The organism is Pedobacter jamesrossensis (assembly GCF_042650905.1).
Taxonomy (GTDB): Bacteria; Bacteroidota; Bacteroidia; order Sphingobacteriales; family Sphingobacteriaceae; genus Pedobacter; species Pedobacter jamesrossensis.
The window spans coordinates 19,762-43,973 of sequence record NZ_JBHSBY010000125.1; the positions used below are offsets into that span (position 1 = coordinate 19,762).

A 24,212-nucleotide genomic window follows, 5' to 3' on the forward strand; every position below is an offset into this window, starting at 1 on the left:
TTTTATGTTGTTGCACTTATCCATTCGGTGATGATGTCTGTCAACTCTGCTTTTCCATTTTCTATGTCTTCTAGGCTTTTGAATGTTAGGATTGCTCGGTCATTCTCTTTCCAAATTAACATTTTGCTTTTATTTGCTATTAATTTGTCTTTGGGTGGCGTCTGTTTGATCGCTCCTCTATGAAATATTAGCTGAACTTGTTTTGTTGGTGGTTGAATTCTCATTGTAATTCTGTCCGAATTGTCGAAGCAATAGTTTGGACCATTCCATTTTATATTTTCTTTCAAAGCTATGTTTGTAGATAAAATGTAATTTCTTAATATTTCAATTTCCTTTCTAAATGGATGTTTTTGCTCATCCAAAAAGTTAGTTACTTCGCTGTTTACATTAATTTTTTGTTTTGCCATTTTGTTTTTTTAAGAATAACTGCCCGCCAAGCCAAGCGCTTGGTAAAGAAATTAAAATAATTGCAATGTTGTAAAAAGGAATTGCTTTGTCCCACATTACAAATGAGCCAAAAATGCTAAAAATTGTCCCTATGATTCCAATTATTATAACGTGTTTCATTGGTTTATTCGGTGCTAATTTTGCTGTCAAGTAGCATCCAACTACATTAAATATAAAGCGGTATACCACGATCAGAATAATTATCGATAGTGATGTTTGTTTGAAATTTTCCATCGACATAATTCCCAGTTTGTCAAACAAAAAGTCTGCTCCAATAGAAAGCATTGCCGCCAATACAATTCCTGCCAATATTGCTCCAATACTTTTTAAAATTGTCTTATTCATTTTTTAATTTTATGTTCCGAGAAAACTAATTAGGTTTTTCCTATTCAAATCTAGCCAACAAATTTTGCGCCAGTAGGGTGCAATTGTGACAATCTAAGTGGTCAAATGTGACACGGACGTATAGTAATAATAATGGAATACAATATCGAATTCTTTAAAGATAAAGATCTTTCTTCAGCTGACTTTAACAAGCCGTTAAATGGGCAGTAACAAAGCGACTGAAACTGTGTAGGAAAATTAGCTAATTTTGCCGCGTAAATTCAATTATAACGCTTTAGTTCGGCTACATCAAAAAGTTTAAATAAGAGTCGTAACGATACAATTCTCCCAAATACTATTGGAAGTTGGTGGTGCTCCCACGATCCAAAAAGTATTTAGAAAACACCATTTTCGTTTCCCGACAACCTCTTATTCCATCATGGCGAAATTAGCTGCAGGATGATCAAAACCAAGGTAGCATAATTTCAGAAATATTCTGCCTATTTCTTTTAGTGAGCTTTGTTGTTTTGACATAGATTTTTATCCACCGACCATTTTCCACCACCTTTTACCATTAAAAATATACTTCCCAAAAACATGGCCCAATCCGTTCTGCTGTCATGAAGCATAGACCAAAAACCATTGTCAAGGTATAGTTGAGTTTTGGTAACCGCCATGGCAACCACCATGATGATAAACAAGGGTAGTGCAGCTATTCGCGTAAAAAGCCCTATCAAAACCAATACGCCACATGCAATCTCAAAGCTGCCAACAAAAGGCCCAAAGAATTCGGGATAGGGCAAGCCAATTTTTACAAAGCGACCAGATCCCAATTTATCTGCAAAGAGAAATTTCTGTATTCCTTCTGATAAAAATACAGCTCCCACCATTAGTCGGACGATAATGGTAGCGCCTGAATTATCGGTTTTGATGATTTTCTGAAACATGCTTTTTAATATTTGAACGGATTGCTAAGTTAAGGCCGTACCAATCAATTATTATGGTATATTTGAAAATAGAACGGTACTTAGGCCCAATTTAATTAAATGATCGCTCCGATAGCTATTAAAGACAAGATAAGTTCTGGCAGGATTATCAAGATAGCACCATTTAAAAAAGGGGTTCGGGTAACCAGCCCGCATAAACACCACAATTATTTCGAAATTGTTTTTCTTTCAAAAGGTACAGGCATCCACTCCATAGATTCGCAAAAGTATAAAATTATCCCACCTATTATCTTTTTTGTAAGAAAGGAACAGATCCATTATTGGGATTTGGATACCGAACCCGATGGTTATGTGCTGATCATTAAAAAGAAGTTTGTAGAATTAAGCTTAGATAAAGAAATTAAAACGCTGTTGTATAAACTCAGTAAGACAGAAATGATGTTACTAAAAGATACAGCCACTGTTACCACCTTGTTTCAGCTGCTGGTAAAGGAAAGCGTCCAGGATATCACGGCTTCAAATCCTATTGTTGAAGGCCTTTTAAAGGCTTTACTGGCAAAGCTACTTTCAGAAGACAGATCATTTACAGGGAATAACAGTGCCGAAATAGATATCTACCATCTATTTCGTGAAATGTTAAGTCAGGAAGGCAGGCTAAAGAATAGTGTTTCCCATTATGCCACCTTGCTCCATACCTCGCCGCAAAACCTTAATGCCATTTGCAGGCGTGCGGCAAATTTGTCTGCTGCCGGTGTGCTTTCTGAATTTATCATCAGTGAGGCCAAGAGATTGCTTATTTATACAGATAAAACGATTTCAGAAATCGGCTTTCTACTGAGTTTCAGTGATTCCTCGCACTTTGTGAAATACTTTAAGCGCTTTACAGGCCAAACGCCAAAAATATTTCGATTAGAACAGTGGTGATACCATAGTATTTTCAAATGTACCATGCAAATCATTTTCTAAAACGCATTTTTGGTTGAGAATTTAATCCTACAACCTTCGATGAATAGAAAAGTTTTAAGCATACCGTTGGTGCATATTTTCTTGTCTCTGGTATTTTTACTGATTTCTTTTGCTGGAAAAGCCCAGCAAAGACTATCCCTTAAAGAACTTCCCTCGCTTGTACAAAACAATCTGCCCCAATTAAATGCGGCCAAAGCAAATGCAGCGGCAGACAGATCAGTAATTGATTATGAAAAACGGAGCTTGATGCCCGATCTTACCCTGGGTTACCAGGCAAATATTGCCACTTTTAATAACATTACTGGGATGAGCTACCCGGGGCTAATGATGCCTATCAGTGGCCCTCCATCCCAAAATAACGATTTGAACTTTGTGCCCGGCTCGGCGGCAGCGGCGCTGTTAACTTGGAGGCCAATTTCTTTTGGTCAGCGCAATGCTGCAATAGAAAGGGCATCAGCGCAATTTAAACTTGCCAATGCCGATTATAACGAGCAAACTTTCAGGTATCAGTTTTTAGCCATAAATACCTATCTGGATGCGGTTTATCTAAAACAGCTCATCTCCAGTCATCAGGCAAGTATCAAAAGATATTCGAGTAGTTTGGTGCAATCAATGGTTTTGGCCAAAACAGGCCTTCGGCCAGGGGTTGATACCGTTCAATTTCAAAGCTCACTCGCTCAGGCAGAAATAGAACTGCTTCAAACTGATAATGCCTACAAACAAAAACTGATCACGCTTTCTTCCCTTATCGGAAGCGAGGAGCGAGATGGTAACCTGTTATTGGTGGATACCATTTTTAAAAATATGGATGCTTTTAATGATAAATCAGCAAGCATTGCTAAACACCCCTATTTCATGACTGCTATTGCACAGAAGGACCTAACGGCAGCAAAATTAGATGAGGTTAAAAAAACATGGCGGCCAAAACTGGATTTTTGGGGGAATATATATAGTCGGGGCTCTGGGGTCAATGCAATGGGTGCTGTAAATAAATCGGATGGGTTCAGTTTTAGTAGGGATAATATTGGTGCCGGAGTACAGCTTAGCTTTCCTGTTTTTCAGTTCTATCAGGTTAATGCAAAGAAAAGGCAATACGGAGAACTGTTAAAAGCAGACCATTTTAAGTTAAAGCAACTTGAACTGGATTTAAATAAACAAACTGATATCGCCTGGCAGCAGTACAACTCTAATGTGGCCATATCAGGCAAAATAGCCATCCGACTAAAGAGTGCAACCGATGCTTTTAGCAGTCTAAAGCTTAGCTACGCAAGTGGTTTGATTGATTTTTCGCGTTTAGCTCAGGCACAGTATGAACTTCAGCAGGCCGAAGTAAATAGTGCCACTGCGCTATTGGCCGTTCAGCGCTCGTTGCTCGACATCAGTATCGCAAAAGGAGATTTAGATTTATTTTTTCAACAGATCCAGTAATAGATGAAACTCATTATATCCGCTCTTAGAAATCCCATCACAGTACTCGTAGCAGTTATTGCGATTGCTTTTTTTTCCTTTATTTCTATACGCAACAGTAAGATAGATATATTCCCAAAGCTGGGGTTGCCAACCGTTTACGTGGCCCAGCCCTATGGTGGATTATCGCCTGAGCAAATGGAGGGTTTTGTGACTTCCTATTACGAATACCATTTTCTTTACATCACCGGTGTTAAATATGTAGATTCTAAGTCTATCCAAGGTGCTGCATTAATAAAAATTGAGTTTAACGAAGGTACGGATATGGCTCAGGCCATGGCAGAGGTGGTGGGTTATGTAAACCGTTCCCGTGCATTTATGCCTCCTGGTACCGTGCCGCCATTTATCACCAGGTTTGATGCAGGAAGTGTGCCTGTTGGCCAATTGGTATTTAGTTCGACTACCAAATCTTTAGGCGAAATATCCGATTTGGCCCTGTTTCGTGTAAGACCGATGTTCTCTACCTTGCCAGGTGTTTCTGCACCACCACCATTTGGAGGGAATAACAAAACGGTAATCGTTAATGTAGATCCTGATAAGATTCGTAATTACCAGTTAACACCAGAACAGGTGATGCAGTCTTTGGCCACTTCTAACACCATTTCTCCTGCTGGTAATGTACGGATAGGAGATAGTACGTATCTGACACCTCAAAATAGCGTCATTGAAAACCTGCAGGACCTGGAAAATACACCTTTGCAAAAAGGAAGTGGGGCCTCTGTATATGTTAAAGACATTGCAACGGTAAGTATTGGTTCTGATGTAACCACAAGTTATGCGCTGGTGAATGGTAAACGCTCGGTATATATTCCGGTTACAAAAAGAGCTGATGCCTCGACCTGGGATGTGGTAAAATTGGTAAAGGCTTCTTTGCCTGATATGCAGGCAGCTATACCAGATGACATCAAGGTTTCTTATGAGTTTGATCAATCTGATTATGTGGTAAATGCACTAAAAAATCTGCTTTTTGAAGGTGGACTGGGTGCTGTTTTAACCGGACTTATGGTCTTGCTCTTTCTTGGCGATAAAAGAGCTGCATTGATTGTTGTGCTGACCATCCCTTTGGCTTTACTGTGTTCGGTAACGGTACTTTACCTGATGGGACAAACGATCAATATCATGTCATTGGGAGGATTGGCATTATCTGTGGGGATATTGGTTGATGAGGCCACCGTAACCATAGAAAATATTCATCGTCATTTAGAAATGGGAAAGAGCAAGGCCCGTGCTGTTGCAGATGCCTCGAAGGAAATTGCTGTTCCAAAACTATTGATATTGTTGAGCATTCTCGCGGTATTTGTTCCCGCATTGTTTATGAATGGTGTACCGAGAGCGATGTTTGTTCCACTGTCTCTTGCAGTGGCTTTTGCTATGATTGCCTCTTTTATCTTATCCCAAACTTTTGTACCCGTTATGGCCAACTGGATGATGAAAGACCACATTGAAAAAACCTCGTCTGGAAAGACTTTCGATAAATTTAAAGCTTGGTACGAGCGCAATATTGAACGTATTTCCAAATATACCAGTCGTGTTACCTTCTTCTTTGTTACCCTATCATTGGGACTGGTCGTTCTATTTTTTATGTTGATAGGTACAGAACTATTTCCAGTGGTGGATTCTGGTCAAACACAAGTTAGACTAAGATTGCCAGTGGGTACCAGATTAGAGCGTACCGAAGATGCGACCAGAAAATTATTGAGCTTGTCTGAAAAGATAGCTGGTAGAGAGAACATTAAAATTACCTCTGCATTTGTGGGAACCCAGCCTTCCAGCTTTCCGGTAAACTACATTTACCTATGGACTGGCGGTCCGCATGAGAGTGTGACCAAAATAAAATTGAACAAGGGATCTATTGGAATTGAAGAGTTTAAGGAAAAGTTGCGTGCTGAAGTTAAAAAAGAACTACCCAAGGCAGTCATCTCTTTTGAGCCGGGTGATATTGCAAGTCAGGTATTGAATATGGGCACGACCAATCCGATCGAAATTGCAGTGGTGAACAAAAATCTGGATCAGGGGAAGGCTACATCCAAAAAATTGGTTGCAGAACTTTCAAAATTGCCCTACATGCGTGATGTGCAGATTTCAACGCCACTTGATTATCCGGCCATAAAAATTGACATCAACAGGGTTAAAGCAGGTCAGCTTAATCTAACTTCTGAACAGATTACACGTTCTGTTGTTGCGGCAACCTCTAGTACACGTTTCATGTCGCCAGGTTATTGGCTTGATAAAACAACAGGTACAGCCTATATCGTTCAGGTACAATATCCAGAATATAAGATGAATTCTACTTCACAAATTGAAATGATCCCAGTTGGGGGTGGAAATGGAAATAGCCATTTATTGAATGAGGTGGCAACATGGAAAAAGATTGCAATGCCAGGCGAATATGACCGTTTGAACCAGCAGAGATATATTACCGTTACGGCAAATGTACACGATAAAGATTTGGGAACGGCTTTTAAACAGGCAGATAAAATAGCAGGAAAATTAAGGACGGATCTTTCAAAGGGAGCTAAAATTCTGGTCAGAGGCCAGCCAGAACTGTTAAACCAGACCCTAACTTCCTTGGCTTTTGGCCTCTTGGTAGCTATTGTTGTGGTATTCTTGCTGATGACGGTGTTCTTTCAATCATTCCGCATCGGATTTGTAATGCTGTCTATTATTCCTGCCGTAATAGCAGGCTCTTTATTGCTGCTTTTAATTACCAGACAGTCGATGAACATCCAATCTTACATGGGCACCATCATGGCTGTTGGGGTAGCAATCGCAAATGCTGTTTTGTTTGTGACCAATGCAGAGGTATTAAGGAAAGAGGGTGACCATAAGAACTCACACCTGCTTTCAGCCCAAAATCGTTTAAGGCCAATCGTGATGACCAGTTTGGCGATGATTGCAGGGATGATACCAATGGCAATAGGAGATGGGATGATTGCCCCATTGGGAATTGCAGTGATCGGCGGACTGATTACCTCCACGATTTGTGTTTTGTTCTTTTTGCCATCCGTTTATCAAAGCACTGTTGGAAAAAGAAAGTATAATCATTTATCATTGGATCCCGATGATCTCAATAGTAAGTTTTCAAAAATTAGTTAAACTGTATTTATCAAAAAATGACAAAGCTAATCTTCAAATTATCAATAGTTGTACTGTGTTTTTCTGCCTGTACAGAAAATAAATCTGCAACGACTACAGCATCAGCTGAGGTAACAGATACGGTGCCTGTATTTATCCTATCTAGTTCGGCGGTAAATAAATCAATCGAACTACCTGCTGAATTATTGCCCTTTGAAACTGCTGATCTAACCCCAAAAGTGGAAGGATATATCAAAGACATGAGGGTGGATATTGGAGATAGAGTAACTAAAGGACAGGTGATGGCTATGATTGATGCCCCAGAGGTAGGAACCAAATCTGCTGAATACAAATCTGCCCTATCTTCGGCACAGTCTAGGTACCAATCAAGTAAAGATGTTTATGATAGGCTGCTTAGGGCTTCACAGGCAAAAACTGCAGGTATTGTTGCTCCAATAGATCTGGAGAAAAGTAGAAACCAGAAGTTGACAGACAGTGCGGCCTATCAGAGTGCAAAAAGTTTAGCTCAATCTTATGATGAAGTAGCTGGTTATTTGGTGATAAGAGCTCCTTTTAGTGGAATTGTGACCTCCAGAAGTGCAGATAGAGGTGCTTTGGTAGGCCAAAATTCCCCAATATTTACCGTTCAGAATACCAGTACTTTGAGGTTAAGGGTTGCCGTTCCCGAAGCTTATATGTCTGCCGAAACCACCGGTAAAGAAGTAAATTTTAGGGTAGAAAGCAATCCCAATAAGAGCTTTACTGCTCAGTTGGCACGAAAAAGTGGTGCAATTGATCCAAAGAACCGAACTGAGCTATGGGAATATAAATTTAATAACCCAAACAACGAATTAAAAGCTGGGAGTTTTGCATACGTAAAACTTAATCTGCAGCGCAGCTCGGATTCATTCGTTGTAGCGCCAAACGCTATTGCAACTAATCAGGAACGCAAATTTGTAATTTCCATTAGAAATGGGAAGGCGGAATGGATTGATGTGAGACAGGGAATGAGCACTGAAAAAGGACTAGAGGTTTTTGGAGATCTAAAAGTTGGAGATACCATAGTTGTTAGGGCCACCGATGAAAGAAAACCGGGTTCTACGGGATATTGGAAGATGGATAAGTAAAAACTTCTTTATTTAATTAACCTGATTTTAAAATCAAATCCGTCGAATTCAATTAGTCGTCACCTCTTTATATGATAAGCATTGATAAAACTACTAGCAATGAAATCCAATATATTTTTACGCCCGAATTAATTAGTTTGAGCGTAAAAAGGAAAAACGCAGAACAAGCTTATTCACTCTAAACGAGCGTTCATGATTTTATTCCTTTTAGTAAAAATCATCTAACAGTTCATCCGACGTGCCATTCGAGGTTACAGCGCCAAAGACTCCTGGAACACTTCGCTCTATAACATCTGTTTTACACGTAATTCCAACCACAAAAAGGATATATGTACACTTCAATAAGATTATGCCAGGCATTTCACTATGCTTGGAAGCCTTTTTGTAGATGATATAAGGCAAAGCCCTAACATAGGAGCACTATACATAATTGCCGTCAGATCAGCCAATTGAACTGCTATAAATTCACTAGCTTTGCCGAAACGATAACCCTTCCCGGAACGGGAGATGTTTGTTGGAAGATTGCGGAGAAAATACTCGCTGTTTTCAAGCTATACCAGCCCCTCTCTTATGAGATAAGTGTAGCTTTCGCCAATTTTGTTTTAAGTAATTAGTTTGCATGAACATTAGCCCTATCATAAAAAAAGATTATTTGACCGTATCCTCTAAGGAGGATATGGCTTCTATTGCCAAAAACTTACTGCCCGGTCACTACCTGGTTGTTCTGGGAGAAAAAAGGAGCCGGGTAGGCCTGATTACCTATACCGACTATCTTAAAAACCCGAACGGTAAAGTAGCGGACTGCAATTTCGGGGAATTTAAAGTATCCCCCGAATTTATGATCAACGAAACCTTGAACCTGATGGCCAGTTCGGGAAAGGACGCACTGCCAGTATTCAAAGATGATGTATTTGAGGGCGTCGTCACCAGCTTTGACTTAAGCCAGTTCCTGATCAGCGAACTTGACCGGTATAAACTGGTTTTCCAAAAAGTTGCCCATGATATACGCAACCCGATTTCCAATATTATTGGCCTGAACGGAATGCTTGAAGAAAACCTTCAAAAGCCGGAAAATATCGAACTGTTGGAAATGACCAAAGGAGCTAGCCTTCACGCCCTGGACATACTAAGTGAACTATTATTTATAGAGCGCCAGGACAGCGAACAGATTGGGCTAGAAATTACCGAACTGAACGGTTTTATCAGGGAATGCCTGGACTACCTGAAAGGTATCTATTCCCCAAAAAATATAGAACTGGTGAGCGAGCTGCCAAATGAAGCATTTTTTTACCCTGTCGACAGGTTGCAACTTAAGCGCACCATACACAATATCGCTTCTAATGCAATAAAGTTTTCTAATCCGGGCAGCAAGATCCATGTATCCAGGTTAGTCTTTGCCAAGCATTTCACCCTAAAAATCTGTGACAGCGGAATAGGCATCCCGTTGAACATACAAGCGCATGTTTTTGACAAGTTTACACATTCCTCCCGTCCCGGAACCAATGGGGAGAAATCTACGGGGCTTGGCCTGTATTTTGCAAAGACCTGCATCGAGCGGCTAAGGGGTAAGATATGGTTTGAAAGTACTGAAGGAGAGGGAACTACCTTTTTTATCGAATTTACGGCTTAAAGCATTCCCTACACACTCCCTATGAATAATAAAACCAAAATACTTGCCCCGGATTTTACCATCCGGCAGAAATATTCAAGTCATTGCAGCCAGAGATACTTTTACAATGCTATTAAAAGATGGTTCTATAATACATCATACCACAAAACAGAATGTTCTGTTTAAGGAATGGCTGATAAAAAACAAGGTGGTGAACATCAAACTTCACCAGGAGCCAGCAGACGGACAAGATCACAAAAAGATGAAAGGGGCTAACCCAAGATTTTGTCCCGATCGATCAAGATATCGAAATAAATATAAAGCAGTTAAATCCTATTAAATTTTTGGTGACAAAAAAATAACGGTTTCAAGATTATTTAAATAATCTTGAAAGATTACTACATGATAATGCGCCTAGGAGGCATTAATCATTCAGCTACGATTCTGAAATTTTATCACCCGCATATAGTAGGGCCGCCTTATTACATACCTCGCAAGTACCATATATGACCAAGCTCTTGGAAGACTCCGTAAATCCCTTTGGAAGTGGCATATGCGGTAGCTTTAAATCGTCTACACAGTAAACTTTCAGGCAAACCACACAATTAAAATGTACGTGCATCTCGTGATCCTGATGAAGATGATCGATTGAATCGCATAGCGCGTAAAACGAAGTGCCGTTCTTATCAATGATCTTATGGATTATGCATTTGTCCTCGAATGACTTCAATACACGATACAAGGTAACCCGATCAGTATCCTTGCCAAGTGTTTTTTCTAGAATTGGCTGTGATACCGCTGTTTCTGAACTATCTAAAATTTCCAGCACGCTTAGTCGTGTTTTGGTTTTTTTTAAGTTGTATTTGTCGAGTAACTTACCATAATGCTCATCGCCTATATTCATAAGCCCAAAAGTAGGAATATCCTGACTTAACAGCAAATATTACACAGTTGCCAACTTTTGATCTTCTACACAAGCTTTGTGATCAGAAAAAAAGCAGCTTTTTAACTTGAATTTTTAATACGAGAATGACGACAATCATATAAATGATATTTTCTAAAAAAAGCCCGTAATAGATACCGCTTGCACCAAATAGGAAAGGAAGCAATAGCATCAATGGGCAAAATAACAACAGCTCCCGGCCCAATGCCAGATAAGTGGTCACTTTGCCCCGTTTGGTTGCCAGCATGAATACGACTGCTGTAGAGGCAATCGGGGCAATAGGTAGGATGCACATCAGCAACCTAAAGCGCATAATATCTTGTGCCGAAAAATTCATTTCAGGTAATAGTAAGGATAAAATTTCCCCGGAGAAAATTTGAAGTGGTATGAGTGCAATCAACATCATCCCAATAGTTGCCAGTCTGAAATAATTTAACGCACGGATGCTGCGTTCCAAATTTCCGGCGCCGAAGTTGATTCCAACAATTGGCTGCATAGCCTGTAACATGCCAAAAATAGGTATAACCGAAAAAGAAAAAATACGAAATACCGCAGAAAAAAAAGCCGTGTCAATTGCGCCATTATACCAGGTTACCGTTTTGAATAGAAAAACCTGACGTAAGAAATTATTCAGTTGCATTACCAAGGCCGATAAACCAACGTTAGCTATATCCGAGATCATATTTGGAAGATAAGCCAGTTTTTTAAAATTAAGCTTTACGTAACTATCCTCTTTTACAAAATACCTTAGCGTTAATAAAGTAAAAATACCCATAGAGGCTACAGTGGCAATTGCCGATCCTTTTACTCCCCATCTTAGATAGATCACCAAAATGGCATTTAAGATAATATTAAGGATGACGGCGAATGTAGTTATTGACATTGCATATTTCATTCTCCCTTCCGCTCTGATCAGAGATGAAATGCCCAAGCCAAAAATACTGGTAAAACAACCGGCCATCATCAGGCGGTAATATGTGCCCGCCTCTTTCAGGATTTCACCCGTTGCGCCCATTAATTGGAGCAGTGGTGTAGAAAAAAGGTAACCCAATACACCCAGTACTACAGAAGCTACCAACGAAAACGCCAGTGTATAAGCAAATAGATTTCTAAATACGGTTTCATCTTTGCTGCCAATAGCTCTACTTAATATATTTGATGATCCGGAAGAAATAAATCCCGTCACAGCCGAGTTGACAACCAACAAAGGAATACAAAGTGAAATTCCTGCAAGGGCGTCAGAACCGATATACCGACCAGCAAACATCGCATCCACAAAAGAATTTAGCGAAATCACCAACATGCCCCCAATTCCAGGCAAAGACATGTTTAACATCAGCTTCCAGATGTTATCCTTCAATATCTCTTCTTTGCCAGCCATGAATGTTAGGTTTTAGATTTAATGTTTTTTAGGCCTAATAAAAGTAAAACAGAAACGCCTATGAGCATTAAGCCAAAACCCCGGAGCAAAAATCCCTTATCAATCTGACGCGGGCTAAAAGTAAATCGGGGCGCTGTTTTTAAATCTGTAAGGGTAAGGTTCTTATCTGAAAAAAGTTTGGGATAGTAAAAAGCAACCAAACTCCCGTGGAAGCTCTTAACCTCTGCGTAAAAATATTGAAATGCCAATAGATCTACACCGGCAATATGATCTAACATTGCCTGTGTACTCACTGCCGGATTTATAGGGTCAAACAGCCTTGCTGATCGTTCCCGTTCTATAATGCGTCGCTGAAATTGTTCAACCAATTTGGCCGATTTCTGATCGTTGAGTTCGGTATAAGCCGCAAAACCCTTAGCGCTTAAATTCTGGTCGAAAAGACCTTTGAAATTCAGCTCGGGATGTTGCAGAAGATATTCACGAACAACCTTTTTTTGATTTTCATCGTTCTCTTCATTAATAACGCCCGTCCTTCTGCTAATACCCGATAGTACAGCACTATTAAGCGGTTTAGTAACGCTTATAGCTATGTTAAGCGATGCAGGCAATGCAATCAGCAACAATAGCCAAATGGAAATCCCTACCATTGCGTTAAACGTGGAAGTTTTGTTAAATGATATCAATAAAAACAATGCTGCAAACCAAAACATGAGGTATGCGAAAACAATGCCTATCCAGCTCAACATCAATATTAGCTGGCCAGTAGGCTCTAAATGATTTGCAACAAAACTTATTACGCATAGACCCGATGCCAGTCCCACAACTATTAAAAAATAGAATAACAGGCGGAAGAGCACGACATGATGTAAAGCGCAGGATTGCGATTTTAGCAAATTGATCAATCCCCTGTCTTTGTCCCCCGAAAGCACACTATAGCACAAAGCAATGATCAGCAAAGGGAATATATAAACGAACAAAAATGATAGATCAAAGTTGCCAACGGCCAACTTTTGCGGATTTGCTATTTCATTTTGGAAAAGCTGGTAAAAAATGCTCATTGCCGTTAGCTTATAGTAGTAGGGCTGCAGGTCTCTCTGCCCGGTTGCCATTGATGCGAAGCCGCCCGGCTCAAAAGCAGTAGCGTAAAATTGCTTGTTCCAGGCAAATCGGGTCACTGTACTGCGTTGCCATGCTTTTTTGCCGTCAACAGAAGTGGTATCTGCAAAAAAGCCTTTAATCTGATCTTGCCTTTCCTGCTGCGCCTGTTTTATGACTACAGCTATGGCGGCGCGCTGTTTTTCCATCTCCTGATGACCGTAGTAGATGCTGTAACAACCCAATAGAAACACAACGACAAGCATTGTCAATTGAAATCTATTGCGGATAAAGTTCAGCCATTCGTACTTAAATATGTGTGTAAGCAAGGACATTTACAGTATAGTTTTTTTAGTAATTTTATTGACCACTATTACTGAAATAATTACCCAGATCAGTAAAGCGAAAATCTCCTTTAATAATTGACCGATTGATATTTTCAAATCAGGAACAGTATAGCGGAAATCGTGAATGGAACCCCATAATGTTTTATCTGCCTTATATTCATAAAACTCTCCAGTGTGGGAATGATCCCTATAGTCGGCATTCATCTGCTTGACCAGGTACCGCCTGTAATCTTCTGCTTTTTTCTGAAAATCGGTATAGCCGTTAAAGTCTGTAGATGCCATTGTCATTGATAGGTTTCTTACCGCCAGAAAAGGATCAATGAAGCCCATAAACGTACTTAATCTGTTTTGGGCTTGAATTTTATGTAAAAGGCTGTCAGAATGTACATCGTGGATCTTGTTGCCAAACTCTTCATACACCTGGGCATAAGCTCCCTCAAAATTTAGGGGAAGTTTATTGACGTCATTCACCTGGTATTTTTTAAGCAGCCTATCGCGAAAATTGGTGATCAAAGTATCCTGGGTAGGGTTTCTTAGGATCTTGCTGCTGATGTCATCGGCGATCGACTTTTCATAGATCGCCAGTGATGGCAATTTGTATAGGTTACTGGCAAAATTTGCCGTTGTTTTTGGAACGATGATGGTAAAGAGTATCCAAACTACCAACAAAGAAAGTAAAGCGTTACGGGCATATTTGGATCGGTACGAGATAACTACCGATAAACAAATAAATACAAAAAAATAAGCTAGATAAGCCAGGGCAATAACCCCGATCCTGGCCAAAGTATCAGCCGTAAGGCTAAATTGTGGGCTCATAAATACCAAGCCAAATAAAATTGCAAAGGTTAATAATAGAAGTCCTGAAACAAGAGAAAAGTAGGCTAGAATTTTGCCCCATGCGACGGTGGTCATTGATACGCCCTGACTGGCCAAAATTCTTAAAGTTCCATTTTCCCGTTCGGTAACAAACGCCGAGAAACACAGAAAAATGATAAGCAGCGGCACAAGGAGCTGTAATATCAGGGCGATGGATAACTCACCAAAGCGGATCATAGCGCCAAAATCCTGCGCCTGCCTGAACATAAACTCGTGCTGATAGTGTGCCTCTAGATAAATCGAGGAACCGGTGTAGGCATCAAGTCCAAAATCAAAAAAGCTTAGGCCGGTTTTGGGCTTAAAAACAAAAGTACCATAATGCGCTGCAATATGCGGATGCTTATTTCCCTGTCCCAGCCACTGGTCGCGCTTTTCTTTCTTTAGAATTTCTATCTGTTTTTTTTGATGTCCATAATTTAAAAAACCACCAATGCCGCCCAACGTAAAAAGGGATATAATAATGACGAGTGCAAAAGTAACCTGACGATCCCGGAATGCGCTCAAAAATTCTTTTTTAATAACCTTCGTAACAATACCCATATTAATCTTTTACAATGTTACCGCGTTCATCAATTGGATAAATCAACTGGTTGCTTAGCATTTCTTCAAACTGGACATTAGCTATTTTAGCTAATGTACTTCGCTCTTCCAGGCCATCCGAGAAATCCCATATTTTTCTTGTTTCCTCGTCCAATATGTAAGAACTATCACTATCCCGATACAAAATATAACGCTTATCCTCTTTATTCAAACTAAGATAATAGGGGTTTTTAATGATCCTGGGTTCAGCTTGCAATGGCAAGATTTCCCGTTCCTCGTTGTAGGAAACAAAGCCATAGGGTGCTTTTACCGTAATTTTCCTTGATTCGTTGCCGCTTAATTCGTAGGCATCAATGTCGGTCGGGGAAAGCTCCCCATTGGCATGGTAAGCCACCACTTTTACAGGAGCCGGTTCCGGCGAGTGGTTTGTAATAGTGGCCTGGATACATTGCCCATCATTTATGCAGTTAGAAATTTCTATATCCTCTATGAAAAAAAAATCATCCTCCGCAGTTTTTGAGTAACGTACTTCACCTCCGCTAATTACTTCGGAGATCAAAGTGTATTTACCTAACGCCGCATCACCCGGTACCTGGTAAACAAAATAGAAATGTCGTCCTCCCTGAATATTCTCCAAAATATCAACCAATTTTTCACGGCTGTATTTTCCTGACAGGTATTCGGCCACAACTAATAAGGGAAAGTTTTTATTAAGATATAGTGGTCTGACCGGATCACTGGACTCGGGTAAATTTTTAATCGCCGGAAGCGACAGTACATGCTTCTCGAACAGCATGCTGATATTTCCTTTAGGATCTTTTACCCCGATCCGAACCAAAGGACAAATATGGGATTCCTTGATTGATGATGTATTAAAGTTCCAGTGTATAGTAATGGAAGTGCCTCTTAAACCTCGTTTTGGGAATATACTCATTTAATACTTTCTTATACTTTTTATGTTTTCAGGGCTGTATTGCTGGGGATAGGTGCCAAACCATTTCACTACGGTATCCTGCCCCAAATGGTCATACGTGGCAGAAAGCATGGTTTCAAGCTTTTGGTTAAATTCGGCTGTGGTCGCTTCTGCATCTATCTGCTTCTTTTCCCTATAGGCCTGTTTTTCCTTATAGGTAGCCGGTTGATGATGTACGAAACGCCCAAAGTTATCAAGGCAGAACAAATGGTAGTCTTTTGTAAAAAGCACAAAGTTGTGCCACATTTCATCAATGATCAGCAATTCATCTGGAATAAAAATATCCGGCACTTGGCTCAGGTAGAGGAATTTTTTTGTTTCATTGAAAATGTCTTCCGCCTCGGGCTGCCCAATATCCATCATATCGGTAAACCGGCTGATCACATCCTCATTCTGGTAGGCTAAAATCTTGCTAAGCTGCTGCTGATCCATAGTCGATTAAAAAAGGCTTCCGCAGGTTAATGCGGAAGCCAATAGTTTTTACAATGTTACTTTACAGTGGCCACCAGTATCACAGTGAGTACTACCGCTAATAACTCTGCTTGCAAGGATCGAAGCAATTAATGCCTCTTTACTTAAATTTTTCATATTTGAATTTTTAGATTTTGATTGCCTACTCTATCAGGTTTTCGGCTTGCCCTGTCATTGCAATAACATTACAATAATAATCATATTAATTTATTAATGCAGCATTGTTGCGTTAATAAATTGTTACTTACAGCCTTTCTTGTTCTTCGGTTTTGCGTGTACCTGATTTTTTCAGTTCCCCACCAAAATGGTAGGTTAGAGAGAGACCAAAAATTCTGGTAAAACGTTTATCGTTATATTTATAATCTACAATATCCGTTTGCGAGGCAGCTTGATAACGATCAGTATTGAAAATATCGCGAACCGAAAATTGCATATTTAACCGCTTTGCCAGCATCGACTTTTTTATTCCAAAATCAATGCTTCCTGTTGGCCTTGACTGGTAGATACCCAACGCCTCGGCGCTATAGTAGTAACCGGCAAGATTGATCTTAAAGTTTTTAGGCAAGGTAAAATTCTGTTGCATTGTTGCGGTAAGCGACCAAAGGCTAAATTGCTTTTCGCCATTGCGCATAGAAATGGGATAGGCCGAATGACTTAGATCTGCAAACATTTGTACATCCCAAAACTTGCAAAGATGAACTGGCACAGAAGCGGTGAAGTCAAATCTTCGACGCTCACCGAAATTGTCACTCGTACTTCTTATCGCAATCCCATCATCATCTATAGATAGCTTTCTATTGATAAAATTGATGCCCTGATTATAGCCCACCGAAAAAATGTACTCATCTTTTATAGCATAGGTTAAGGCATAAACCCAGGCCAGTTCTGGCACAAGATTGGGGTTCCCCGAAAAATAGAAATATTTATCATTATACCATTTTACCGGGTTCAGATCTGTGTAGGATGGCCGGTTTATACGCCTGCTGAAAGAAAAATTTATTTTATTGTTTTCGTTGATGGCCTGTTCTACTGCTAATGATGGGAAGAGCTTTGTGTATTGCCATACGTTGGAAATATCTTGTTTAAGGGTGTAACCATCGGCATTGGTATGCTCTAAGCGCATACCTATTTCTATATTGGTTTGATTAAATTTCTTGATGGCAGTCGAATAAATTGCGGCAATGCGTTCCTTATATTTGAAATGGTTGCTAAGCTCTTCCACTTTTACAAAATTCCCTCCTTGCAGCGAATCAAACCTGAACTGGTTGTCATTGGAAACCTCGGCATATTTTAAACCCATTTTTATGGTGACCTTTTTAAACGGAAGTTCAGCATCGGTCTTTGCCGAGAAGATTTTTATAAAACCAGGCTGGTACTGCTTTAGTAGATTTTGACCCAAAAAATCCCCTTGTTTTCCATAAATATTTGTGGTCATCAGGCCATCAGAAAAATTTCTATACGATGTGTAGTTCGCCTCAGCAGTAATTTTTTTGCCCAATGAATCTATCGTATAACCATAATTAAAGGTTCCCGAATCGTAGTGATAAGGCTCAATTAATGTATTCTTGGTAAGAATACGGGATTGAAGCATATTTTGGCTATTGAATTGATCTATAAATGAATTTTTGCTCCCGTTCCAATCATCCAGATAGCCATGATAAATCAAACCGATTTGATGTTTCGGGTTAAATTTCCAATCGGCTTCAAAGCGTTTGGTATAATATTTAGATTTAAATAGAAAATCACTTTTGCGCTCCAACCTTATCAGTTGACCGTTATTGTTAACCGAGTTGCTGCTTCTGTTATCAGAAAAAGTCTGCGGCGTATTAAAATCAAATGCACCATATAACCGAAGTGTTTTTGTATTTAGACCAGCTGAAATATTCTGATTTGTCATCCAGTTCTTGCCTTTTGAAACGCCCGAGCGGATATCGATTGCATAGCCAAGGTTTTGGCTTTTTTTGGAGACAATATTAATTACACCTGCATTTCCGGCCGCATCAAGTTCTGCCGTTGGTGTAGTGCTAAGCTCAATCCTGCTGATGTCCTCAGCGCTCATTCCCTTTAACAAATTGACCAGTTGTGCCCCGGCTAAATAGGTCATCCTTCCATTCATCATAACGTTTATGCCGCCAGAGCCACGAAAAATCACTTCGTCATTTTGTCCCAGCGTTACTCCTGGCACTTTTTTGAGCATATCCAAAGCGGTTTGACCAGAGGTAAGGGTAGAATTCTGTACGTTGAAGATCAGTTTGCCTTTGTTTGTCTCAAATAGCTTCTTTTTAACACTTACACTCACCTCTTTAAGCTGCGTCTGATCGATAAGAAGCTCAACATCGAAAGTTTTATTGCTATTTAAAACTACATCAGTACTTTCAAACCGCTTGTAACCCAAACTGGTCACTTTAATTCGGTAGGTTGCTTGTGCTAACTTATCGAAATGGTATGTCCCGGCAGTATCTGTCCATGTTTTAACATTAAAGCTGGTGTCGGTTGATTTCTGTATGATTACAGTGGCAAAAGGTAGGTTTACCAATTTAGATTTCACTTTCCCCGTGATGCTGAATTGCTGCGCATATGCGCCACTGACTGGCAGCGTAAAACAAAAAATAACGCTCCAAAATAATATTCTTTTCCGGCGGGACATTTTAAAAATGGTTCTATTTTCAATCTCAATCATCACTTAATTATGCATGTGCTGTAAGTAAAGTTTCTCCAGGCTGTCAAAACTCACATCGGCTGCCTCAAAATTTTCCAGTAGTTGCCCTTGTTTCATGATTCCGATATGAGTTCCCGTATCCTTTGACCTAAAAAGGTCATGTGTTGCCATCAAGGTGGCAACTCCAATTTCTTTCATCTTTATTAGCAATTCAGAGAATTCATTACTAGCCTTTGGATCAAGGCCGGAAGTTGGTTCATCGAGGAGTAAAACCTGTGCTTTTTTAGCAATGGCTAATGCGATCCCTACCTTTTGGCGCATTCCTTTTGAATAAGTTGATACCCTCTGGTTAAAAAAATCCTCTTGCAGGCCTGCTTGGGCTAGGTAAACTGCCAGTTCATCTCTTTTAAACTGAAGGCTGGAAAGACCACAAAAAAAATCCAAATTTTCCACGCCGGTAAGCATAGGGTAGAGCATCAAATTTTCTGGAATATAAGTCAGGAACTTCTTGGTTTCTAACGGGCTGGAAGCCACATCAATTCCATTGATCAGTGCCTTTCCGGAAGTTGGCTCGATAAAATTTAGAAACAGATTGATAGTAGTCGATTTGCCAGCGCCATTAGCACCCAATAGGCAAAAGATCTCTCCCGGCTTAACCGTCAGATTTAAGGGTTTAAGTGCTTCATGTTGCTGATAGGTTTTACTTAGGTTTACTGCTTCTAACATATTTTCCGGTTTTAAAATAGTGGGCAGCCACTTTCGCGGCCAGCCCACTTAACTAAACTAATTAACTAACACGCTTACTTATTGTACTAACTTGGCAAAACCGTTACATGCCCCGGAACTTAGATCGAACTCCTTTTTAACTGTGCCATTGCTCAATTGGTAAGAATAAATGGAATTGATACTAGCATCGGCTGCGACGTTGAAATATATTTTCTGATCATCCCACTTTGTCATAAATGCTTTATTGCCCTTTATTAGTGGAAGAGTACTAGAAATATTACCGCTTACCGTTTGGGTTTGCAGATTAATTTTGCGGTATTGTCCGGCAGCAGTACCGCTATCGAATGGATAGGCTGCAGCCCTTGTGTAAGTTACCGTAAAAGTCTGATCATGTCCAAAATGAAATAATCCGACACATGGCCCGCCGGCAGTCGTTGTTAAGTTGAAAAAATAGCTTTGATCGAATGCTGTTTCGTTATTTTTAATTCGCAGCACACCGCTGGGTTTACCGTTGTTTGCATATCCCATTACGTAGATATCCCCACTTGCGTCCTTTATCAACGAGTTTGGACTGAAAGATGCGTCAGTTCCACCGTTCCACATTTGGCTACTTCTGCTATCTTCAATAAGTTTTACAAATTTGTCGGTGGTGCGGTCAATAACCGCCACAAAAACCTTGTCCTCTAAATTCGAGAAAGAAGCGTCCTGATAATTTACGCCCATAAAAATATTGTTCCCTCTTTGAACCAGCCCCATATAATACACCTCTGTAGCACCGGTTTTGTTAAGGCCTGTAAGATCCAAAGTCGTTGTTACCTGCATCGTTGTTGGATTGAATTTCACCAGTTTAGGCGTAACACCAAAGCTGGCCACTGTGGCGTAAGCTTCTGTTTCACTGATAAAAAGTACTGCCCCAATTGTCCGAAGGCCAGGAATTGCGAAAGAGCCAGCCGCCTGCGGTTTACCGCTGGCATCAAATCCGTATTTGGTCAGCGTTGCCGGGGCAGCGAAATTGTTTTGATAAATGTATTTGCCGTACTTATAGATCGTGGCCGAACTCGTGGATTCCAGTGCATTGCTTGTTCCTACAGCGCCGGTAGGCACGTCTTTACTACTAAACAGGTAACTGGTCTGGTTCGGCGAAACACCCCCTGTAACACTCAGTACATAGTTTGCGACTTCTGGTGTTGTCTCAGGAGTCTTGTCTTTTTTGCAACCTTGAATTGCTAATGCCAGGCCAGCGGCCACAAGGCATAAATTTTTAATTTTCATGTTTAATTTGTTTGTTTTTGTGTTAAATAAAATCGGGTTTTAAAACTGAATGATCGTCCGGGCAATTGGACATTGAAGTTGTCGTAGGTTTTTTGGTTGCTTACGTTAAAGCTTTCGAGTGTAAAGGCCAATCGTTCACTTGGTGCAAACGTTACTCCTACGTTTTGAACGAACTGCGTAGGAATGATATTTTTTAAACTTTTATCCCCATCTCCAGCCCAATAAAGGAAATAACTATGTGTGTAATTTGCATTAGCCCAAAACTGAAGGCTTTTTCCTTTGGTAATAAAATTTTGGATCTGATAGGTTAACCCCAAATTTCCCAGCAGATAAGGTATGTTTGGTAACCGGGCATCTACATAGCGCTGGTTATCATCGGCAGCGTTGATCATGCCCTTGTTTCGTATATCCTGATAGGTCCCATTAAGCGTAAATTGCAGTTGCTTATATAACCTGCCGCTAAAGGTCAGTTCGGCCCCGGAAATATGGGCATTACTGATATTTTGACTGGTGCCCGCACCCCTTGTATCAGTTTGAAGATAAATGAGATTAGAAATTATCCTATTAAAACCCGCCACTTCTACATTAAAATTTGAAGAGGTATACAGCGCATTGATGTTTATATTGTGGCTTTTCTCCGGGCGCAGGTTAGCATTGGGTCTGATCAGCATCAGATTGCCAAAGGATTCTTCTACATCGGGCAATCTAAGTGCATTTTCATAAGAACTTTTAAGTAGAATTCTTTGGGAAACAGCAAAGGTGACCGCGAGGTTATAGCCCAGGTTATTTATATTTTGCGCTCTTGGTACCAGTGCTGTTTCAACCAGTTCATGACTTTTCATCTTAGCATATATATTCTTTAAGGCCGTAGATATGATAAGCTTTTGGTTCAATAAAGCCTGTTCTATACTTATACCGCTTACATTCTTTAACATCGTTGCCGGCTGCGCATAATAATCCAGGCCATCATTTGCGTTAAGAGCCAAAGTGTCTTTTCCTATTCGGTGGAAGTACTGTATAGTATTGGCGAATGCAAGCTTGAAATTATCATTAGGCCCCCAGGCTAACTGTATCCTATGATTGGAAAGATTTGTTGTAGCCCGCAAAAATTTAGCTTCTCCCATTTCAGCTTCATCGGGCTTTAATCTTCTATCGAATACACTGCCGTCCCAAACGTATACATTACCGGATGTGTCGACATTGTTGGATAAACTTCGATTCAATGTGATCTGGCTGGCAAGCGACCAACCATTTTTTAACCGTTTTCTATACTTTAACTGTGCACTGTATAGATTTTCCTGATAAAAAGCCCTACCATAAGGTTGGGTCATCGTTAAATTATTTTGCAACTGACGATCCAGCGCACTGAAATTTAATCCCAGAGATAGATGATCAGCCCAGGAAGTATTTTCCAGTCCTATTTCTCCTTTTAAAAGAACATTCTTAAACCGGTCGTGGAAGCGGCGCACCTTAGTTAGAACCGGCGTGTAAAATTGGTCTGGAACCTCTGCATCGATCTCATAATTGTTTTTGGCATATCCCCCTGTTGCTTGTAAACTCATATAAAGTTTATTGCCAAGAACAGTCCTACCCAATAGGCTGGCGCGATGCGTACCAAAAGAACCAAAGGCATAGGAGGCATCTATGTAATTTCTTCTTTCTGTCCTGCTTACAATATTAATAGCACCCCCAAGTGCATCAGCGCCCAACTCAATTGGCAAAACGCCCTTGTAGATCTCAATGCGTTCAATTAATTCAACGGGAATCGTATTAATACTAGTTGCTTCACCCAAATTATCAATGGGCATACCATCCAAAAAGAATTTTAATTGCTTTCCGGTGCTCCCATTAACAAAGAATTCAACTCTCGAACCGTAGCCGCCGTCCTGTTTAACCTTTATACCTGCGGTCTGCTTTAAGAGCTGCACTGCGGTAATGTTTGATCGGTAAAACGGCTTTGCATCCACGACAGTGAGATTGCCAGCGGCTTGTTTTAACTGTTTTAAAATACTCGTGTTGACCGTAACCTCTTGCAGTGATCGCACTGTGTCGGTTCTTTTAATAAGGCTATCTCTTGTATTTTGAGCTAATGCTAAGCACGGCAAAAACAAGAAAAAACCTATGCATATTCGTTTCATTAACGATAATGGGTTTTCGTAAAAATCAGCGGGTTTAGGCAGACCATTAATAGATTAACGGTTTACATGCCTTTTAGAAGTTGAGATTTATGACAAGAGAGGGGGGCCTTTATTGGTAAAAGCCTGTATGCATTGTTTGAATATTGTGCATGCAAAAAAGCTTTTGCGCAGAATATATTTCGTGGCGAGTATAGCTGATTCGACAGCAGAAGCGTAAAACGCTTGCTTTTTTAATGTATGCGATAGGTAATCGCAAATTTCACATTTAGAATGAGAAGAAATTTTAATATGTTCTTTTGATGTTCTAGAAAATTCGGTGTGGAATTTGTGTTTGTGCAATAACTGGACCATCGGTATAGCAAGAAAAACGGACATTAATAGCCATGCGATTATTGCTAAAAGCACATTTTTGCTATAAAAAAGGTCTACTCCTGACATAATGCATCAAAGTTGCGTTAAATATTGTCAGAATCAAAATTTTTTATTATTAAATTTAAAAGATATGCCACCCTGTCCTAAGAAGTCCAACACGGTTCAATTCAAAACAGGTTAGATATTTCAGATTGCCCTTAATCATCAAACAGAGTGGCTATGCGTTTCAGATCGTCTAAAAATTGGTTCGTGGGCTCAAAGGTTTGGAGTACGTTACCGGAGTTCAAGTTTTTAAGAAACTTAGCTCCGGTTTTTTTTATGCCTAATCTATTGTTTATCTGATAGATAAGTGAGGATCAAGCAAAAAAGTTGGGGAGTTGAGAAGTTTATTTAATTTTGTACAACATTATTATTTTGGACACTTCAATACTATCTTTAATACTACCTGAAGGGTTAA

General features: G+C 40.0%; 18 protein-coding genes. 5 read left to right on the forward strand and 13 right to left on the reverse strand.

What is annotated here, in order from left to right; translation table 11 throughout:
• Nucleotides 1–2: 2 nt before the first annotated feature.
• From ACFOUY_RS13495 to ACFOUY_RS13505, 3 genes are all read right to left on the reverse strand, one after another.
• Nucleotides 3–407 carry a DUF1801 domain-containing protein gene (locus ACFOUY_RS13495; RefSeq protein ID WP_378961349.1) on the reverse strand — a complete coding sequence of 135 codons (405 nt, stop codon included), beginning with the start codon at nt 405–407 and terminating at the stop codon, nt 3–5.
• Entirely contained in the window at nt 388–792 is a 405-nt protein-coding gene (locus tag ACFOUY_RS13500) for a hypothetical protein (protein ID WP_378961350.1), read from the reverse strand. The genes ACFOUY_RS13495 and ACFOUY_RS13500 overlap by 20 nt, the downstream gene beginning before the upstream one ends.
• Before the next feature lie 488 nt (nt 793–1,280).
• Nucleotides 1,281–1,718 (reverse strand): DoxX family protein, encoded by a 438-nt coding sequence (locus ACFOUY_RS13505; protein WP_378961351.1) that lies wholly within the window; start codon nt 1,716–1,718, stop codon nt 1,281–1,283.
• Between the two features lie 99 nt (nt 1,719–1,817).
• On the opposite strand from ACFOUY_RS13505, the gene ACFOUY_RS13510 reads away from it, so the two are divergent.
• The 5 genes from ACFOUY_RS13510 (at nt 1,818) to ACFOUY_RS13530 (ending at nt 9,983) form a co-directional block, all read left to right on the forward strand.
• On the forward strand, nt 1,818–2,642 hold the full coding sequence (locus ACFOUY_RS13510; RefSeq protein ID WP_378961352.1) for an AraC family transcriptional regulator: 825 nt from the start codon (nt 1,818–1,820) through the stop codon (nt 2,640–2,642).
• 81 nt (nt 2,643–2,723) lie between these two features.
• Entirely contained in the window at nt 2,724–4,112 is a 1,389-nt protein-coding gene (locus ACFOUY_RS13515) for a TolC family protein (protein WP_378961353.1), read from the forward strand.
• Nucleotides 4,113–4,115: 3 nt separating this feature from the next.
• Nucleotides 4,116–7,247, forward strand: a complete 3,132-nt coding sequence (locus tag ACFOUY_RS13520; RefSeq protein ID WP_378961354.1) for an efflux RND transporter permease subunit — start codon at nt 4,116–4,118, stop codon at nt 7,245–7,247.
• A gap of 17 nt (nt 7,248–7,264) precedes the next feature.
• On the forward strand, nt 7,265–8,353 hold the full coding sequence (locus ACFOUY_RS13525) for an efflux RND transporter periplasmic adaptor subunit (RefSeq protein WP_378961355.1): 1,089 nt from the start codon (nt 7,265–7,267) through the stop codon (nt 8,351–8,353).
• Nucleotides 8,354–8,972: 619 nt separating this feature from the next.
• On the forward strand, nt 8,973–9,983 hold the full coding sequence (locus ACFOUY_RS13530) for an ATP-binding protein (RefSeq protein WP_378961356.1): 1,011 nt from the start codon (nt 8,973–8,975) through the stop codon (nt 9,981–9,983).
• 415 nt (nt 9,984–10,398) lie between these two features.
• Here the strand turns inward: ACFOUY_RS13530 and ACFOUY_RS13535 are convergent, their stop codons facing one another.
• The 10 genes from ACFOUY_RS13535 to ACFOUY_RS13580 all read right to left on the reverse strand — a co-directional run bounded on the left by ACFOUY_RS13535 (nt 10,399) and on the right by ACFOUY_RS13580 (nt 23,383).
• Nucleotides 10,399–10,866, reverse strand: coding sequence for a Fur family transcriptional regulator (locus ACFOUY_RS13535; RefSeq protein WP_378961357.1), 468 nt, complete (start codon nt 10,864–10,866; stop codon nt 10,399–10,401).
• Nucleotides 10,867–10,948: 82 nt separating this feature from the next.
• A complete protein-coding gene (locus ACFOUY_RS13540; RefSeq protein WP_378961358.1) occupies nt 10,949–12,286 on the reverse strand; it encodes an MATE family efflux transporter in 1,338 nt (445 codons plus the stop codon).
• Nucleotides 12,287–12,291: 5 nt separating this feature from the next.
• The gene (locus ACFOUY_RS13545) at nt 12,292–13,716 is read right to left on the reverse strand and encodes a DUF3526 domain-containing protein (RefSeq protein ID WP_378961359.1); all 1,425 of its coding nucleotides are present in this window, start codon (nt 13,714–13,716) and stop codon (nt 12,292–12,294) included.
• Nucleotides 13,717–15,144, reverse strand: a complete 1,428-nt coding sequence (locus ACFOUY_RS13550) for a DUF3526 domain-containing protein (RefSeq protein ID WP_378961360.1) — start codon at nt 15,142–15,144, stop codon at nt 13,717–13,719. It abuts the gene before it with no gap.
• Between the two features lies 1 nt (nt 15,145).
• Nucleotides 15,146–16,078 (reverse strand): hypothetical protein, encoded by a 933-nt coding sequence (locus tag ACFOUY_RS13555; RefSeq protein ID WP_378961361.1) that lies wholly within the window; start codon nt 16,076–16,078, stop codon nt 15,146–15,148.
• On the reverse strand, nt 16,079–16,549 hold the full coding sequence (locus tag ACFOUY_RS13560; protein ID WP_378961362.1) for a glycine-rich domain-containing protein: 471 nt from the start codon (nt 16,547–16,549) through the stop codon (nt 16,079–16,081).
• Nucleotides 16,550–16,832: 283 nt separating this feature from the next.
• Complete coding sequence (locus ACFOUY_RS13565) at nt 16,833–19,268, reverse strand: outer membrane beta-barrel protein (RefSeq protein WP_378961363.1); 2,436 nt, start codon at nt 19,266–19,268, stop codon at nt 16,833–16,835.
• A gap of 3 nt (nt 19,269–19,271) precedes the next feature.
• Complete coding sequence (locus ACFOUY_RS13570) at nt 19,272–19,973, reverse strand: ABC transporter ATP-binding protein (protein WP_378961364.1); 702 nt, start codon at nt 19,971–19,973, stop codon at nt 19,272–19,274.
• Nucleotides 19,974–20,051: 78 nt separating this feature from the next.
• Entirely contained in the window at nt 20,052–21,245 is a 1,194-nt protein-coding gene (locus ACFOUY_RS13575; protein WP_378961365.1) for a hypothetical protein, read from the reverse strand.
• A gap of 2 nt (nt 21,246–21,247) precedes the next feature.
• On the reverse strand, nt 21,248–23,383 hold the full coding sequence (locus ACFOUY_RS13580; RefSeq protein WP_378961366.1) for a TonB-dependent receptor domain-containing protein: 2,136 nt from the start codon (nt 23,381–23,383) through the stop codon (nt 21,248–21,250).
• Nucleotides 23,384–24,212: the final 829 nt, after the last annotated feature.

Bases quoted from the DNA above. Each gene is read 5' to 3' on its own strand.
- ACFOUY_RS13495 (WP_378961349.1), bottom strand. From the start codon at position 407: ATGGCAAAACAAAAAATTAATGTAAACAGCGAAGTAACTAACTTTTTG.
- ACFOUY_RS13540 (WP_378961358.1), bottom strand. From the start codon at position 12,286: ATGGCTGGCAAAGAAGAGATATTGAAGGATAACATCTGGAAGCTGATG.
- ACFOUY_RS13510 (WP_378961352.1), top strand. From the start codon at position 1,818: ATGATCGCTCCGATAGCTATTAAAGACAAGATAAGTTCTGGCAGGATT.
- ACFOUY_RS13550 (WP_378961360.1), bottom strand. From the start codon at position 15,144: ATGGGTATTGTTACGAAGGTTATTAAAAAAGAATTTTTGAGCGCATTC.
- ACFOUY_RS13580 (WP_378961366.1), bottom strand. From the start codon at position 23,383: ATGAAACGAATATGCATAGGTTTTTTCTTGTTTTTGCCGTGCTTAGCA.
- ACFOUY_RS13520 (WP_378961354.1), top strand. From the start codon at position 4,116: ATGAAACTCATTATATCCGCTCTTAGAAATCCCATCACAGTACTCGTA.
- ACFOUY_RS13575 (WP_378961365.1), bottom strand. From the start codon at position 21,245: ATGAAAATTAAAAATTTATGCCTTGTGGCCGCTGGCCTGGCATTAGCA.
- ACFOUY_RS13570 (WP_378961364.1), bottom strand. From the start codon at position 19,973: ATGTTAGAAGCAGTAAACCTAAGTAAAACCTATCAGCAACATGAAGCA.
- ACFOUY_RS13535 (WP_378961357.1), bottom strand. From the start codon at position 10,866: ATGAATATAGGCGATGAGCATTATGGTAAGTTACTCGACAAATACAAC.
- ACFOUY_RS13530 (WP_378961356.1), top strand. From the start codon at position 8,973: ATGAACATTAGCCCTATCATAAAAAAAGATTATTTGACCGTATCCTCT.
- ACFOUY_RS13525 (WP_378961355.1), top strand. From the start codon at position 7,265: ATGACAAAGCTAATCTTCAAATTATCAATAGTTGTACTGTGTTTTTCT.
- ACFOUY_RS13560 (WP_378961362.1), bottom strand. From the start codon at position 16,549: ATGGATCAGCAGCAGCTTAGCAAGATTTTAGCCTACCAGAATGAGGAT.
- ACFOUY_RS13555 (WP_378961361.1), bottom strand. From the start codon at position 16,078: ATGAGTATATTCCCAAAACGAGGTTTAAGAGGCACTTCCATTACTATA.
- ACFOUY_RS13515 (WP_378961353.1), top strand. From the start codon at position 2,724: ATGAATAGAAAAGTTTTAAGCATACCGTTGGTGCATATTTTCTTGTCT.
- ACFOUY_RS13505 (WP_378961351.1), bottom strand. From the start codon at position 1,718: ATGTTTCAGAAAATCATCAAAACCGATAATTCAGGCGCTACCATTATC.
- ACFOUY_RS13565 (WP_378961363.1), bottom strand. From the start codon at position 19,268: ATGATTGAGATTGAAAATAGAACCATTTTTAAAATGTCCCGCCGGAAA.
- ACFOUY_RS13500 (WP_378961350.1), bottom strand. From the start codon at position 792: ATGAATAAGACAATTTTAAAAAGTATTGGAGCAATATTGGCAGGAATT.
- ACFOUY_RS13545 (WP_378961359.1), bottom strand. From the start codon at position 13,716: ATGTCCTTGCTTACACACATATTTAAGTACGAATGGCTGAACTTTATC.